Genomic DNA, 14,324 nt, shown 5'->3' with positions numbered 1-14,324 from the left:
CCGCGCGTCCTATCAACAACCGAAGCAGGATGTTCGCCATGATTCGTATGCCCCTGGCCACCGCCAGTCTGCTGGCCATTGCCATTTCTCTCGCCGGTTGCGGCGAAGGTAAAGACAAGGCTGCCGCGCCTCAAGCGCCGACCCCGGCTGCCAGCACCACCGCTCCAGCGGCTGCCACGCCTGCCGGCCAGGTCGACGAAGCCGCCGCCAAGGCCGTTGTCGCGCATTACGCCGACATGGTGTTCGCGGTCTACAGCGACGCCGAATCCACTGCGAAGACCCTGCAAACCGCAATCGACACCTTCCTCGCCAACCCGAGCGACGACACCCTCAAAGCCGCCCGCACCGCCTGGGTCGCCGCCCGTGTGCCGTACCTGCAGAGCGAAGTGTTCCGTTTCGGCAACACCATCATCGACGACTGGGAAGGCCAGGTGAACGCCTGGCCCCTGGACGAAGGCCTGATCGACTACGTAGACAAATCCTACGAGCACGCGCTGGGTAACCCGGGCGCCAATGCCAACATCATCGCCAACACCGAGATCCAGGTGGGTGAAGACAAGGTTGACGTCAAGGAAATCACCCCGGAAAAACTCGCCAGCCTCAATGAGCTGGGCGGTTCCGAAGCCAACGTCGCCACCGGCTACCACGCCATCGAATTCCTGCTCTGGGGCCAAGACCTCAACGGCACCGGCCCAGGTGCAGGCAACCGCCCGGCCTCCGACTACATGACCGGCGACGGTGCCACCGGCGGCAACAACGAGCGCCGTCGCACTTACCTGCGCGCCGTGACTCAGCTGCTGGTCAGCGACCTGGAAGAAATGGTCGGCAACTGGAAACCCAAGGTTGACGACAACTACCGCGCCACCCTGGAGGCCGAACCTGCCACCGACGGCCTGCGCAAAATGTTGTTCGGCATGGGCAGCCTGTCCCTGGGCGAACTGGCCGGTGAGCGCATGAAGGTTTCCCTGGAAGCCAACTCGCCGGAAGACGAACAGGATTGCTTCAGCGACAACACCCACAACTCGCACTTCTACGACGCCAAGGGCATCCGCAACGTCTACCTGGGCGAGTACACCCGCACCGACGGCACCAAGATGACCGGCGCAAGCCTGTCGTCACTGGTGGCCAAGGCCGATCCAGCCGCCGACTCGGCGCTCAAGGCCGACCTGGCGTCGACCGAAGCGAAGATCCAGGTGATGGTTGACCAGGCCAACGCCGGTGAGCACTACGACCAACTGATCGCTGCCGGTAACGACAAGGGCAACCAGATCGTGCGCGACGCGATTGCGGCACTGGTCAAGCAGACCGGCGCGATCGAAACTGCGGCGGGCAAGCTGGGTATCAGTGATTTGAACCCGGATAACGCTGATCACGAGTTCTGATTGATCCTGCGCTGAACAAGGCGACCTTCGGGTCGCCTTTTTTGTGCGCGCGTGCCCCTTTTCATAACCTCTGTGGGAGCTGGCTTGCCTGCGATAGCGGTGGGTCAGCAACAGAGCGGCTGGATGACAGGTCGCCATCGCAGGCAAGCCAGCTCCCACAGTTGAACTGCATCGCCTCGGACACCCCGGTTTACAAGACCTGCACCGCAGGTAGAATGGCGCCACTCTCTCAAACCCGAGCTTTCTTCATGGCGTTGCCGACCTTACGCATCATCGGTTTCATCATCGGCATCTTCCTGATCACCCTCGCGATCGCCATGGTCGTCCCGATGGCCACCCTGGTGATCTTCGAACGCACCAGCGACCTGCCCTCGTTCCTGTGGGCCAGCATGATCACCTTCCTGGCCGGCCTGGCGCTGGTCATCCCGGGCCGCCCTGAACACGTGCACCTGCGGCCCAGGGACATGTACCTCCTTACAGTGACCAGCTGGCTGGTGGTGTGCATCTTCGCTGCGCTACCGTTTCTGCTGACCCAGCACATCAGCTACACCGACTCGTTCTTTGAAAGCATGTCGGGCATCACTGCCACCGGCTCCACCGTTCTGAGCGGGCTGGACAGCATGTCCCCCGGCATCCTGATGTGGCGCTCGCTGCTGCACTGGCTGGGCGGCATCGGCTTTATCGGTATGGCGGTGGCGATCCTGCCGCTGCTGCGCATTGGTGGCATGCGCCTGTTCCAGACTGAATCCTCGGACCGCTCGGAGAAGGTCATGCCGCGCTCGCACATGGTGGCGCGCCTGATCGTGGCGGCGTATGTGGGCATCACCATCCTGGGCAGCCTGGCGTTCTGGTGGGCCGGCATGGGCTTGTTTGATGCGATCAACCACGCGATGTCAGCGATTTCCACCGGCGGGTTCTCCACCTCGGATGAATCCCTGGCCCACTGGAAACAACCGGCGGTGCACTGGGTGGCGGTGGTGGTGATGATCCTCGGCAGCTTGCCGTTCACCCTGTATGTGGCCACCTTGCGCGGCAACCGCCGGGCGCTGATCAAGGATCAGCAGGTGCAAGGCTTGCTCGGTTTGCTGATCGTGACGTGGCTGGTACTCGGCACCTGGTACTGGTGGACCACCAACCTGCACTGGCTGGATGCCCTGCGCCATGTAGCCCTGAACGTTACCTCGGTGGTGACCACCACCGGCTTTGCGCTGGGGGACTACAGCCTGTGGGGTAACTTCTCGCTGATGCTGTTCTTTTACCTGGGCTTTATTGGCGGCTGTTCGGGCTCGACGGCGGGCGGGATCAAGATCTTCCGCTTTCAGGTTGCCTATATCCTGCTCAAGGCCAACTTGAACCAGTTGATCCACCCGCGCGCGGTGATCAAGCAGAAGTACAACGGCCATCGCCTCGACGAAGAAATCGTGCGTTCGATCCTGACCTTTTCGTTTTTCTTCGCCATCACTATCTGCGCCATTGCGCTGGCCCTGTCGCTGCTGGGGCTGGACTGGATGACCGCGCTGACCGGCGCTGCCAGCACGGTGTCCGGCGTCGGCCCGGGCCTTGGCGAAACCATTGGCCCGGCCGGTAACTTCGCCAGCCTGCCGGATGCGGCCAAGTGGATCTTGTCATTCGGCATGCTGTTGGGAAGGCTGGAAATTATTACAGTGTTTGTGCTGTGCATTCCGGCGTTTTGGCGCCACTGACCGTCGAGGTTTGCAATAACCGCGCTCGGTATACACCGGGCGTGGCATCGAACCAGCGGCGAAACGCGCGGAAGAAATTACTCGGGTCGGCAAAACCCAACAGGTAGGCGATTTCCAGCAAGGTCATGCTCGGCTGTGCCAGGTATTGTTCGGCAAGTTCGCGGCGCGTGTCGTCGAGCAGCGTCTGAAAACTGGTGCCCTCCTCCTGCAAACGCCGCTGCAATGTGCGCTGGGACAAGTGCAGGGTTTGCGCCACCACTTCGCGCTTGGGCTCGCCTTGGGGCAGCAATCGGCACAGCACCTGACGCGCCTTGTGGGTCACGCGACTCTCGGAAAACCGCGCCAGGTATTCGCCGGCAAACCGATCATGCAGCAGCGCCATGGCCTCGTTGGCAGTCGGCAGCGGCGCATCCATGTCGGCCTGCTCGAAAATCAGCGCATCGTAGGGCCCATTGAACTCCATCGGCGCGTGGAAGGCCTGTTTATAAGGCGCCAGGTCGGCCGGTTGATCGCCTTGCAGCACCACCTTGCGCGGCTGCAGGGTGCGGCCGGTCAGCCAGCCGCACAAGGCCAGGGCACTGGCCAGCGAGGCTTCGGCGCTTTGGCGGGTCGGCGGCAGGTGATCGCCATGCACCGTCAGAATCAGCGCATAGCCTTCAGGTAACAGGCGAAAACTCAGGTCGGCGCTTTCGGCGATAATGCGTTGGTAACGCACCAGACGCATAAAACCTTCGGCCAGGGTGTTGCTGGACATCAGGGCGTAACCGGCCACATGAAACGACGCCGGGCGCACTACCTTGCCCATGTTCAGGCCGATTGCGGGGTTGCCTGACAGCTCTACTGCGCGCTGCCACAGCCGGGTCATGGAGTCTTGCGCAAAACGGGCATCGGGGTCGCTGAGGGCGGTGTAGTCCAGGCCCAGTTGCTTGAACAAGACGCGGCAATCCAGGCCGTCCATTTCCAATGCCTTGACGATGCCCATTGCCCAGCTTGCAGAAGTTGTTCGTTCGCTCATGGCGTCTTCTTGAAAAAGGCAGGCTTAAACGGCAGCCAGGAAGCCAAGGATACTAAAGTGGCATCTATTGTCACTGGCTGTTACCACTGATCACTCTAGACTCAAATAAGCTCCCCGCCGAACATCTGTTGGGCGGCATCACCAGCCAAGGGCCGATCACTGTGGAAAACGTCAAGCAATTCAACAGCTTCGCTGAGTTTTACCCTTACTACCTGAGTGAGCATGCCAACAGCACCTGTCGGCGCCTGCACTTTATTGGTACCACCCTGGTGATTGGGATTCTGGCCTATGCCATCGGCCGTGGCTCCGTGGGCCTGCTGCTGGCCCTGCCGGTCGCCGGGTACACCTTTGCCTGGATCGGGCACTTCTTCTTCGAAAAGAACCGCCCGGCGACGTTTCAACATCCGTTCTACAGTTTGTTGGGGGATTTTGTGATGTATCGCGACATGATTCTGGGGAAGGTGCCTTTTTGATGTATCTGCGGATTTTTTGTGGGTTGGTGGGCGGCTGAGTACCTATCCGTTATGTGGGTGATGGCGGAACCCTAAGTGGCCATCACCCAAATAACGGATATGCCCCCAAACCCAACACACCCCCCAGACACCCAGCCTGCGACCCCATGCCACTTGCGTAAAAAAATGAAAATTCGTACATCCGCCGACATAAATTTCTTTTTGTCATTTTCAGTGCTGTATCCTGCCAAGGCTTTTTGAGAGCGCGGAATCACCTGCGATTGATAAAACAGATCTTGCGAGGAGCGACGACGATGCACGAGATACCTAATCTCCCCTTCCCAAGCCTGCACCCAACTGAGCAGCCAACACCGCAGCAGGCCAGTGACAAGCAGCCTGAGGCCAAAGAAGCAAAACCAGTCGACAGCAAAAGCCAGGACTGACGCCGTACCAGACCGTGTGGAAAGCGCACTTCAAGCGCTTTCCACACTGCCTGAATCACCGAGACCCGCCATGACCGACACCCTCCCCGACACCCCGGACGCCGCCGTACTCGACGCTGCCCTGCAGATGATCGAAGTCTGGAACCGCCTCAGCCCCGACAAACAAGCCCTGTTGCTCAAGCGTTTCGGCACCCAGGAAAACGCCCTGGCCGCCCTGGTAACCACGCAAATGCTGGCCCCGCCCCAGGCCTGAGGTCTTTTTGCGCTGACGTTTTGCTTTTTACCGCCCTGCGCAAGCCAAAGCATCGGTATCATTAGCAGCCTATCTTTACCTGCTGCAACGGTGGACCTCCCCCATGCCAAATACCCAGCGCCCCATGGCGGTCACGCTGCAAGTTGTTTCCATCGTGCTGTTTACCTTTATCGGCTACCTCAACATCGGCATTCCCCTGGCCGTATTGCCGGGCTATGTGCACAGCCAACTGGGCTATGGCGCGGTCATCGCGGGCCTGGTGATCAGCGTGCAATACCTGGCCACCCTGCTGAGCCGTCCGTATGCCGGCAAAATCATCGATAACCTGGGCAGCAAGCGCGCGGTGCTGATCGGTTTGGTGGGTTGCGGCCTGAGCGGCGTGTTCATGTTGCTGGCGGCGTGGTTTTCCAGCCTGCCGGGTGTCAGCCTGATCAGCCTGCTGATTGGCCGACTGGTGCTGGGCAGCGCCGAAAGCCTGGTGGGTTCGGGCGCCATCGGCTGGGGCATCGGCCGAGTCGGTGCCGCCAACACGGCCAAGGTCATCTCGTGGAACGGCATCGCCAGCTATGGGGCGCTGGCCGTGGGGGCGCCGCTCGGCGTGCTGCTGGTCAGCCACTTGGGGCTGTGGAGCATGGGCGTCAGCATCATCCTGCTGGCAGTGCTCGGCGTGCTGTTGGCCTGGAACAAGGAAGCCGCGCCGATTGTGGCCGGCGTACGTCTGCCCTTCATGAATGTGCTGGGCCGCGTGCTGCCCCACGGCTGCGCGCTCGCATTGGGTTCGATTGGTTTCGGCACCATCGCCACGTTTATCACGCTGTATTACACGACCCAGAGTTGGGACAACGCGGTGTGGGCCTTGAGCCTCTTCGGCGCCAGTTTTATCGGCGCACGCTTGCTGTTCGGCAATTTGATCAACCGGATTGGCGGCTTTCGTGTGGCAATTGCCTGCCTGTCGGTAGAAGCCCTCGGCCTGCTGTTGCTGTGGATGGCACCCGACGCGCAATGGGCGCTCGCCGGTGCGGCGTTGAGCGGGTTTGGCTTTTCGTTGGTGTTTCCAGCGCTGGGCGTAGAAGCCGTCAATTTGGTGCCGGCCTCCAGCCGTGGCGCGGCGGTGGGGGCTTATTCGTTGTTTATCGACTTGTCGTTGGGTATCACCGGCCCACTGGCCGGGGCGGTGGCGGCTGGTTTCGGCTTTGCGTCGATCTTCCTGTTTGCTGCCCTGGCTGCCGTCGGTGGCCTACTGTTGAGTGTGTATTTGTACCGGCAAGCACCCAAGGCCCGTGAGGCGCGCGACGCCTAGAAGTCGACCTTGCCGCGCCCAGCCTTGATGCTGCCACGCTTGGTCTTGGATTCCAGTCGACGCTTCTTCGAGCCCAGGGTGGGTTTGGTCGGGCGGCGCTTCTTCTCGACCTTGGTGGCACTGAGGATCAACTCCACCAAGCGCTCCAGCGCATCGGCGCGGTTCTGTTCCTGAGTACGGTATTGCTGGGCCTTGAGCACCAGCACGCCTTCACTGGTGATACGGCTGTCACGCAGTGCCAGCAAACGCTCCTTATAGAACGCCGGCAACGATGAAGCCGGGATGTCAAACCGCAGGTGCACCGCGCTCGACACCTTGTTGACGTTCTGCCCACCGGCGCCCTGGGCGCGAATGGCGGTCAACTCGATCTCGGCATCGGGCAAGTGCACGTTGTTGGAAATTACCAGCATCACTCAAAAACCTTAGGCAACGGGCGACAACACCATAAAAAACAAGGACGCAGGAACATGAAAAGGCTATTCATCACTGTGCTCGGCACTTTATCACTCATTCAAACGTCACTGTCCTTCGCGGACAATGCCAACGGCAAAAACCTGTATTCACAGCGATGCGCCATGTGCCACGGCCCAGACCTCAAGGCCAGCGGTCCATTGGCCAGGAAAAGCAGCCCTCCCACGCCTGACCTTACAACGCCTGCTTTCAAAAAACGGCTGGCGGATTATCCAGGCGTTATTGTGTCTTCGGTGATCCTTCGCCCCAATGGCAACCTGATCCCAAAAACCCTGCAAGACAACGGTGTGAAGGTTGCGCCGCATGCCTGGAGCGTCAAGGATTTTCGCGACCTCAACGCCTACATGAGTGGTGTTATTGCAAACAGCCGATAAATCTCATCGCAAAAAAATACCCCTCAATAGAGGGGTATTGATAACCGTTGAAGCGCCACTTACTTCAGCGCTGCACTCGCCGTGGTCAACGCAGCGTCAGCACTGCGCTTGTTCTTGATCCCGTAACACACCGCCATGAACGCTACCCACACCGGGATTGCGTACACCGACACCTGAATCCCCGGAATCATCAGCATGATCACCAGGATAAACACCACGAACGCCAGGCAGAGGTAGTTGCCATACGGATACCACAGGGCCTTGAACAACGGCACCTGGCCGGTGCGGTTCATGTGCTGGCGGAACTTGAGGTGGGAGAAGCTGATCATCGCCCAGTTGATCACCAAGGTGGCTACCACCAGCGACATCAGCAGTTCCAGCGCGTGCTGAGGGATGAAGTAGTTCATCAACACCGCCACCAGCGTGACCGCCGCCGACGCCAGGATCGAGCGCACCGGTACACCACGCTTGTCGATTTTGGCGAGTGCCTTGGGCGCATCGCCCTGCTCAGCCATGCCCAGCAACATGCGGCTATTGCAGTAGGTGCCGCTGTTGTACACCGACAATGCCGCCGTCAGCACTACGAAGTTGAGGATGTGCGCGGCGGTGTTGCTGCCCAGCATCGAGAACACCTGCACGAACGGGCTGCCGCTGTAGGCATCGCCCGACGCGTTAAGGGTCGCCAGCAGGCTGTCCCATGGCGTCAGCGACAACAGCACCACCAGCGCGCCGATGTAAAAAATCAGGATGCGGTAGATCACCTGATTGATCGCCTTTGGGATCACCGTACGTGGCTGGTCGGCTTCAGCGGCGGTAAAACCAAGCATTTCCAGGCCGCCAAACGAGAACATGATGATCGCCATGGCCATCACCAAGCCGCCGACGCCATGGGGGAAGAACCCGCCGTGGTCCCACAGGTTGCTCACCGAAGCTTGTGGGCCGCCGCTGCCGCTGACCAGCATGTAACTGCCCAGGGCAATCATGCCGACGATAGCCACGACCTTGATGATGGCGAACCAGAACTCGGCTTCACCGAAGACTTTGACGTTGGCCAGATTGATCAGGTTGATCAACACGAAGAACGCCGCCGCCGAGACCCAGGTCGGGATCTGCGGCCACCAGTAGTGCACGTACTTGCCGACCGCTGTCAGCTCCGACATGCCCACCAGGATGTACAGAATCCAGCAGTTCCAGCCCGACAGGAAGCCGGCGAAACCGCCCCAGTACTTGTGGGCAAAGTGGCTGAAGGAACCGGCGACCGGTTCTTCGACGATCATTTCGCCGAGCTGGCGCATGATCATGAAGGCGATGAAGCCGCAGATGGCATAACCCAGGATCATCGATGGGCCGGCGGATTTGAGCACGCCGGCCGAGCCCAGAAACAGGCCGGTGCCGATGGCGCCACCGAGGGCGATCAACTGGATATGCCGATTTTTCAGGCCGCGTTTCAGCTCGCCTGAAGAAGATTGGGGTCCACTCATGAAAAGGGTCTCACGCAAGGTTTGAGAATATCGAATGCAGGTTGCTGCCTTGAATTACCGACTCAAGCAGCGCCGCTCAAACCCCAGCGCAGGCACCAGGAGTACAGCGTCTTTCTAACGGTCATGCGTCACCTGTTTGTTTTTATCTGTGACGAAATCGAACCCGTCCGACTCGTGGCCGGACGGAGTGATCAGGATGGGTAAACCCTGAGGTCTTGGCCTTTTGCGTGGATACGCAAGGAGGGTCACAGTAAAACGCGGCGCATTGTACACCGCTCGACAGCTTCAGCACGCCCCAACAGGGTGCACGCGACAAACTGTCAGCTAATCCTTACAGCCGAACGCCACTCAGGAATGCCGGGGCAAACCCGTAAAACTATCGTTACACCCCGGAAAATAAGCGTTACAGCCAGACTTTTTTGTCGGCCAACGGAAAACTGTCAGTGAGAAACATCTGAATAATCGGTTCAGCCAATGTGCTGTTTTTTCTGGATAAAAAATCACTGCAAAAAAACAGAAGAAAAAATCCAAATGAAACCGTGTCAATAAATATTTTGCATTTTCAAACACTCTCTCCTAGGTTCTTTCACTTGCCAGCGAAGCCCGTTGGCAAGCCGTTCTCAAACAACGTCCTCTAGGAGATACACCATGCAAGCACTGGAAAACGACCTGGAAACCGAACTGCAACTTGACGATTGGTTTGAAGCGCCGACCCATGAGGCCGCCGTTGAAATGATGCAAGCCGACGCCGTTGTGCCCTTTGGCACCGCGATGTGGCCTTTCTAACACCCGGCAGGCATCCGGCAGATGCAGTGCACTGCATCTGCCCCCTTACCCAAGGCACAGAAGGACACCCGTCATGGACAAGGCCCGCGCCGTCGAACACTTTCTCTACTACCTCGCACACCATCCGGCACTCAACGGCCTGAGCCGCCCTACCGTGTTGCTGGGCCATACCGAGCGCTACGACGCCATCGCCGAAGCCATCACTCATAGCAGCGCCGCACGCTTCAACTTCCAGTGCCAGCGGCTGGACCTGACGCCGAGCGACACCCTGGCCCAAGCCATCGAAGCCTGCGACCTGTACCTGTTTCTGTATGACTCTTCGACCCTGCCCAACCCACGCGCCGAAGGCCCGGACTTTATTCGCGCCCTGCAAGGCGTGATGGCCGAGCACTGGAAGAAATCCCTGCTGTTCAAAGATTATGGCGACTATTTCTACGACACCTTCAGCGTCGAGCCGCAGCGCATCGCCGACCTCAACGCCACGCTGATCCGGCGCATGTCCCAGGCCAGCGTGCTGAGCTTTACCGACAAACACGGCTCACGCCTTGAAGCGCCGCTGAGCAGCATCAAGAAGTGGACCAATATCAACGGGGTCGGCAACCACGACCTGGCGCCGGGCGAAATCGCCACCCACAGCGAGGCCATCAACGGCCAGGTGCGGTTTGTCGGCACCTTCCTCAGCACCATCCCGTTTGCGCGCAAATACGGCGTGCTGCAATCACCGCTGGAGTTGTGGATCGAAAACTCGACGATTTGCAGCGTGGCCAGCGACGTGCCGGGGCTGGCGGATGACTTCAACAAGTACCTGAATGCCAACCCGTCGAATCGCCGTGTCGAGGAATTGGGGATTGGCACCAATGAAGGGGTTAAAGACTTATATGCGCGCAACGCCGGGTTTGAGGAGCGCCATTGCGGGTTGCACCTGGGCTTGGGCGGCGGGCAAAAGGGCAGCCATCACCTGGATCTGATCTTTGAGAGTGGCGTGTTGGCGCTGGATGACAAGCCGGTGTTTGATGGCAGATTTGCGTTCTGAACACACCTCGTTGAAACAAAGCGGATCCCTGTGGGAGCTGGCTTGCCTGCGATAGCATCAATGCGGTTTGCCAGGTAAACCAAGGTGTCTGCATCGCAGGCAAGCCAGCTCCCACACTTGAAAGCATTTCAAATCAAGAACCAAAAAAAACGCCAACCCTAAGGTTGGCGTTTTTTATGCCGCCATCAAATCACTGCGGCTTCTTGCGACCAAAACCCGGACGCTGACCGGACCCGGCCGGTGCGCCACGGCGCTTGCCCGACGGCTCGTCGGCGACCAGTTTCGGGCCAGGGCGCTTGTTCGCCGCTGGTTTGGCTGGGCGCTTGGTGCTGGCGTTATCCGCTGGGCGGTCCGCTTCACCACGGTTGCTACGGCCACCGCTTGGCGCTTCACCACGGGCAGGACGCGGGGTGCGTGGCGCACGCTCGCCTTCCTGGCGCGATGGTGCGGTTGGGCGGCGCTCGCCTTCGATGTGCGGCTCACGGGAGATACGACCGCCGGTTGCCGGTGCATTCAGCGCAGGGCGCAAGGTGCGGGCAACACGTTCGGTACGCGCCACAGGACGCGAGGATTTACGCTGCATACGCTCAAGTTTGTCTTTGCTCTTGGCGTTCATCTGCGGCATGGCCACCGGCGTCAGGCCGACTTCGGCGCTGAGGATGTCGACTTCGTACTGGCTCATTTCGCGCCAGCGGCCCATCGGCAGGTCGGAGTTGAGGAACACCGGGCCGAAACGCACGCGCTTCAGGCGGCTGACCACCAGGCCCTGGGATTCCCACAGGCGACGGACTTCACGGTTACGGCCTTCCATCACCACGCAGTGGTACCAGTGGTTGAAACCTTCACCACCGGGCGCCTGCTTGATGTCGGTGAACTTGGCCGGGCCGTCTTCCAGCACCACGCCAGCCTTGAGGCGTTCGATCATCTCGTCATCGACTTCGCCGCGTACACGCACGGCGTACTCACGGTCCATCTCGTAGGACGGGTGCATCAGGCGGTTGGCCAGTTCGCCGTCGGTGGTGAACATCAGCAAGCCGGTGGTGTTGATGTCCAGGCGGCCGATGTTGATCCAACGGCCTTCTTTGGGCTTGGGCATCTTGTCGAACACGGTCGGACGGCCTTCCGGGTCGTCACGGGTGCAGATCTCGCCATCGGGCTTGTTGTACATGATCACGCGGCGCACCGACTCGGCGGCCTCTTCACGCTTGATGACCTTGCCATCAATGGTGATTGCATCGTGCAGGTCGACGCGCTGGCCGAGGGTAGCCTCGACGCCATTGACCTTGATGCGCTTCTGGGTGATCCAGGCTTCGACGTCGCGGCGTGAGCCCACGCCGATACGCGCCAGCACCTTTTGCAGTTTTTCGCCTGCTGGGCCGATTTCCTGGCTGTCGTTCTGGTCTCTGTCGTTCATCTTAAGCACCTCCCGGTGGGTCGATTCAGGCGTGGCCTGAAGAGTATTGAAAGCGGGGCTTTGGCCGAATAGGTCGGCAAAGGGTCGCGAATCATACGCGCATGGCGCGGGTTTCGCATCACAGACTAGTCGATAAGGCCCAGGTCATTTGCTTTTCCGCCGACCGGTGGCGCCCAGAGCCAGCAGGCGCAGCTCGGCTTCGGCCAGAACGGTGCGTTTGTCGGCTTTGTCGAGTTTCTTCCAGGCACGGATTTCGCGCTTGCTGCGGCCACAGCCGACACAGATGTCGTCGGTGAATTTGCAGATGCTGATGCAGGGGTCTTTGGTGGAACTCATTTGAATCCTCCCAGCAAGCTGGCTTTTCTGTGGGAGCTGGCTCGCCTGCGATGGCATCACCTCGGTCCAACCGACAGACCGCGGCGCCTGCATCGCAGGCAAGCCAGCTCCCACAGGGTTTCCATGTGTCTGGCAGACCGGGTCAGTCCTCGAACTGGCGGCGTTCGGCTTCGATGGCTTCGGCCAATGCCCGGGCTTCGTCTTCTTCGTCGCTCAGCGGCGGCTGTTCAAGGGCGGCAACGGCGGCCAGCAGCTTTTCACGGGCTTCGGCCACGCCAAGGATATCTTCTTCGGGTTCCGGTTCAGGTTCGACTTGCACTTCAACCTCAACGTTCACCTGGGTTTCAGGCTCAGCCGCGCCATCACGCAGCAAATCATCAAAGTCAGTCTTGATGCCCTGCTCCATATCATCCAGTTCAAGCAGCAAGGTATGGAAACTGGTTTCGTCCTTCGGTTCTTCCGGCTCGGCGCTGGCGTCAGCCAGTTCCTGCAGGCTGGCAGGCACCGGCGCGTCGTCGAAGTCGAGCACCGGCTCGGCTTCCATCTCGCGCAGTTCGGCGAGCGGCGGCAGGTCGTCGAGGTTTTTCAGGTTGAAGTGATCGAGGAACACCTTGGTGGTGGCGAACATCGCCGGTTTGCCGGGCACGTCGCGGTAGCCGACGATGCGGATCCACTCGCGCTCCAGCAGCGTCTTGACGATATGGCTGTTGACCGCCACACCCCGCACATCTTCAATCTCGCCCCGCGTGATCGGTTGGCGATAGGCAATCAGCGCCATGGTCTCCAGCATCGCGCGGGAATAACGCTGTGGCCGTTCTTCCCACAAGCGGCCGACCCACGGGGAAAACTTCTCACGAATCTGCAGGCGATAACCTGACGCCACTTCGCGCAGTTCAAAGGCGCGACCGTCGCAGGACTTGCGCAGAATCTCCAGCGCCTTTTTAAACACTGGCGGTTCAGGGCGTTCGGCCTCTTCGAACAACTCGAACAGGCGCTCCAGGGATTGCGGTTTACCCGAGGCCAGGAGAAAGGCTTCCAGCAAGGGCGCCAGTTCGCGGGGTTCAGTCAAATTCATCGATTCAGCTCTTTATTCGGCTCGCGCCCGCACGTGGATAGCCGCAAAAGGCTCATTCTGGACCAGCTCGACCAAGGACTCCTTGACCAGTTCGAGGATGGCCATAAAGGTCACCACCACCCCCAAACGCCCTTCTTCCTTGGTAAACAGCTCAACAAACGGCACAAAGCCGCCGCCTTTGAGACGCTCCAGCACATCGCTCATGCGCTCGCGGGTCGACAGCGCCTCGCGGCTGACCTGGTGGCTTTCGAACATATCGCCACGGCGCAGCACTTCGGCCATGGACATCAGTAATTCTTCCAGGCTCACATCCGGCAGCAGCTTGCGCGCCCGAGCTTCCGGGGCGTCGAGCTTGGGCACCACCACATCACGGCCCACGCGGCTCAAGCCGTCAATGCCTTCGGCAGCGGCCTTGAAGCGTTCGTATTCCTGCAGGCGGCGGATCAGTTCGGCACGCGGGTCGTCTTCTTCGGCTTCAATCGTCTCCGAGCGCGGCAACAGCATGCGCGACTTGATCTCGGCGAGCATGGCGGCCATCACCAGGTACTCGGCGGCCAGTTCCAGGCGTACCGACTGCATCAACTCGACATACCCCATGTACTGGCGGGTGATTTCCGCCACCGGGATATCGAGAATATTAATGTTCTGCTTGCGGATCAGGTACAGCAGCAAGTCCAGCGGACCTTCGAAGGCTTCAAGGAAGACTTCCAGCGCATCCGGCGGAATATACAGGTCCAGCGGCATTTCCATGACCGCCTGGCCATAGACCATGGCGAACGGCAGTTCCTGCTGGGCGCCCGCCTGGG

The 14,324-nt window shown here is 60.0% G+C and carries 15 protein-coding genes; 8 read left to right on the top strand and 7 right to left on the bottom strand.

Going from position 1 to position 14,324, the window contains the following annotated elements; all coding sequences use genetic code 11:
- Positions 1 to 38 precede the first annotated feature (38 nt).
- Together FFI16_RS03075 and FFI16_RS03070 are read left to right on the top strand one after the other, a co-directional pair.
- A complete protein-coding gene (locus FFI16_RS03075) occupies positions 39 to 1,382 on the top strand; it encodes an imelysin family protein (RefSeq protein ID WP_138814093.1) in 1,344 nt (447 codons plus the stop codon).
- Positions 1,383 to 1,630: 248 nt separating this feature from the next.
- On the top strand, positions 1,631 to 3,085 hold the full coding sequence (locus tag FFI16_RS03070; protein WP_056858616.1) for a TrkH family potassium uptake protein: 1,455 nt from the start codon (positions 1,631 to 1,633) through the stop codon (positions 3,083 to 3,085).
- Here the strand turns inward: FFI16_RS03070 and FFI16_RS03065 are convergent.
- Entirely contained in the window at positions 3,042 to 4,100 is a 1,059-nt protein-coding gene (locus tag FFI16_RS03065) for an AraC family transcriptional regulator (RefSeq protein ID WP_138814092.1), read from the bottom strand. The genes FFI16_RS03070 and FFI16_RS03065 overlap by 44 nt on opposite strands.
- Before the next feature lie 161 nt (positions 4,101 to 4,261).
- Here FFI16_RS03065 and FFI16_RS03060 point away from each other — a divergent pair, with 161 nt between their 5' ends.
- The 3 genes from FFI16_RS03060 (at position 4,262) to FFI16_RS03050 (ending at position 6,548) form a co-directional block, all read left to right on the top strand.
- On the top strand, positions 4,262 to 4,573 hold the full coding sequence (locus FFI16_RS03060; RefSeq protein ID WP_138815351.1) for a DUF962 domain-containing protein: 312 nt from the start codon (positions 4,262 to 4,264) through the stop codon (positions 4,571 to 4,573).
- Between the two features lie 492 nt (positions 4,574 to 5,065).
- Positions 5,066 to 5,248 carry a hypothetical protein gene (locus FFI16_RS03055; RefSeq protein WP_138814091.1) on the top strand — a complete coding sequence of 61 codons (183 nt, stop codon included), beginning with the start codon at positions 5,066 to 5,068 and terminating at the stop codon, positions 5,246 to 5,248.
- A 103-nt stretch (positions 5,249 to 5,351) separates the two neighbouring features.
- The gene (locus tag FFI16_RS03050; RefSeq protein ID WP_138814090.1) at positions 5,352 to 6,548 is read left to right on the top strand and encodes an MFS transporter; all 1,197 of its coding nucleotides are present in this window, start codon (positions 5,352 to 5,354) and stop codon (positions 6,546 to 6,548) included.
- Here the strand turns inward: FFI16_RS03050 and arfB are convergent.
- Entirely contained in the window at positions 6,545 to 6,958 is a 414-nt protein-coding gene (gene arfB / locus FFI16_RS03045; protein WP_017139168.1) for an alternative ribosome rescue aminoacyl-tRNA hydrolase ArfB, read from the bottom strand. The genes FFI16_RS03050 and arfB overlap by 4 nt on opposite strands.
- A 57-nt stretch (positions 6,959 to 7,015) precedes the next feature.
- Here arfB and FFI16_RS03040 point away from each other — a divergent pair, with 57 nt between their 5' ends.
- The gene (locus tag FFI16_RS03040) at positions 7,016 to 7,393 is read left to right on the top strand and encodes a cytochrome c (RefSeq protein ID WP_138814089.1); all 378 of its coding nucleotides are present in this window, start codon (positions 7,016 to 7,018) and stop codon (positions 7,391 to 7,393) included.
- A gap of 59 nt (positions 7,394 to 7,452) precedes the next feature.
- Here the strand turns inward: FFI16_RS03040 and FFI16_RS03035 are convergent, their stop codons facing one another.
- Positions 7,453 to 8,874, bottom strand: coding sequence for an amino acid permease (locus FFI16_RS03035; RefSeq protein ID WP_138814088.1), 1,422 nt, complete (start codon positions 8,872 to 8,874; stop codon positions 7,453 to 7,455).
- A 648-nt stretch (positions 8,875 to 9,522) separates the two neighbouring features.
- On the opposite strand from FFI16_RS03035, the gene FFI16_RS30415 reads away from it, so the two are divergent.
- A complete protein-coding gene (locus tag FFI16_RS30415) occupies positions 9,523 to 9,660 on the top strand; it encodes a hypothetical protein (RefSeq protein WP_003175756.1) in 138 nt (45 codons plus the stop codon).
- 73 nt (positions 9,661 to 9,733) lie between these two features.
- Complete coding sequence (locus FFI16_RS03030; RefSeq protein ID WP_138814087.1) at positions 9,734 to 10,693, top strand: leucyl aminopeptidase; 960 nt, start codon at positions 9,734 to 9,736, stop codon at positions 10,691 to 10,693.
- A 190-nt stretch (positions 10,694 to 10,883) separates the two neighbouring features.
- On the opposite strand, the gene rluB is transcribed toward FFI16_RS03030, so the two are convergent.
- The 4 genes from rluB to FFI16_RS03010 form a co-directional block, all read right to left on the bottom strand.
- Positions 10,884 to 12,107 (bottom strand): 23S rRNA pseudouridine(2605) synthase RluB, encoded by a 1,224-nt coding sequence (rluB, locus tag FFI16_RS03025; RefSeq protein WP_138814086.1) that lies wholly within the window; start codon positions 12,105 to 12,107, stop codon positions 10,884 to 10,886.
- A gap of 144 nt (positions 12,108 to 12,251) precedes the next feature.
- The gene (locus FFI16_RS03020; RefSeq protein WP_016973229.1) at positions 12,252 to 12,443 is read right to left on the bottom strand and encodes a DUF1289 domain-containing protein; all 192 of its coding nucleotides are present in this window, start codon (positions 12,441 to 12,443) and stop codon (positions 12,252 to 12,254) included.
- Positions 12,444 to 12,585: 142 nt separating this feature from the next.
- Complete coding sequence (scpB, locus tag FFI16_RS03015; protein WP_138814085.1) at positions 12,586 to 13,518, bottom strand: SMC-Scp complex subunit ScpB; 933 nt, start codon at positions 13,516 to 13,518, stop codon at positions 12,586 to 12,588.
- Positions 13,519 to 13,530: 12 nt separating this feature from the next.
- Positions 13,531 to 14,229, bottom strand: a complete 699-nt coding sequence (locus FFI16_RS03010) for a ScpA family protein (RefSeq protein ID WP_169875663.1) — start codon at positions 14,227 to 14,229, stop codon at positions 13,531 to 13,533.
- Between the last annotated feature and the right edge of the window lie 95 nt (positions 14,230 to 14,324).

The sequence above is a fragment of the Pseudomonas sp. KBS0710 genome, assembly GCF_005938045.2.
GTDB lineage: Bacteria > Pseudomonadota > Gammaproteobacteria > Pseudomonadales > Pseudomonadaceae > Aquipseudomonas.
This window is presented reverse-complemented; position numbering and strand designations above follow the sequence as displayed.

Excerpts from the sequence above, each read along its gene's own strand:
- FFI16_RS03070 (WP_056858616.1), top strand. The coding sequence starts at position 1,631 with ATGGCGTTGCCGACCTTACGCATCATCGGTTTCATCATCGGCATCTTC.
- arfB (WP_017139168.1), bottom strand. The coding sequence starts at position 6,958 with ATGCTGGTAATTTCCAACAACGTGCACTTGCCCGATGCCGAGATCGAG.
- scpB (WP_138814085.1), bottom strand. The coding sequence starts at position 13,518 with ATGAATTTGACTGAACCCCGCGAACTGGCGCCCTTGCTGGAAGCCTTT.
- FFI16_RS03075 (WP_138814093.1), top strand. The coding sequence starts at position 39 with ATGATTCGTATGCCCCTGGCCACCGCCAGTCTGCTGGCCATTGCCATT.
- FFI16_RS03040 (WP_138814089.1), top strand. The coding sequence starts at position 7,016 with ATGAAAAGGCTATTCATCACTGTGCTCGGCACTTTATCACTCATTCAA.
- FFI16_RS03030 (WP_138814087.1), top strand. The coding sequence starts at position 9,734 with ATGGACAAGGCCCGCGCCGTCGAACACTTTCTCTACTACCTCGCACAC.
- FFI16_RS03065 (WP_138814092.1), bottom strand. The coding sequence starts at position 4,100 with ATGAGCGAACGAACAACTTCTGCAAGCTGGGCAATGGGCATCGTCAAG.
- FFI16_RS03035 (WP_138814088.1), bottom strand. The coding sequence starts at position 8,874 with ATGAGTGGACCCCAATCTTCTTCAGGCGAGCTGAAACGCGGCCTGAAA.
- FFI16_RS03050 (WP_138814090.1), top strand. The coding sequence starts at position 5,352 with ATGCCAAATACCCAGCGCCCCATGGCGGTCACGCTGCAAGTTGTTTCC.
- FFI16_RS03055 (WP_138814091.1), top strand. The coding sequence starts at position 5,066 with ATGACCGACACCCTCCCCGACACCCCGGACGCCGCCGTACTCGACGCT.
- FFI16_RS03020 (WP_016973229.1), bottom strand. The coding sequence starts at position 12,443 with ATGAGTTCCACCAAAGACCCCTGCATCAGCATCTGCAAATTCACCGAC.
- rluB (WP_138814086.1), bottom strand. The coding sequence starts at position 12,107 with ATGAACGACAGAGACCAGAACGACAGCCAGGAAATCGGCCCAGCAGGC.
- FFI16_RS30415 (WP_003175756.1), top strand. The coding sequence starts at position 9,523 with ATGCAAGCACTGGAAAACGACCTGGAAACCGAACTGCAACTTGACGAT.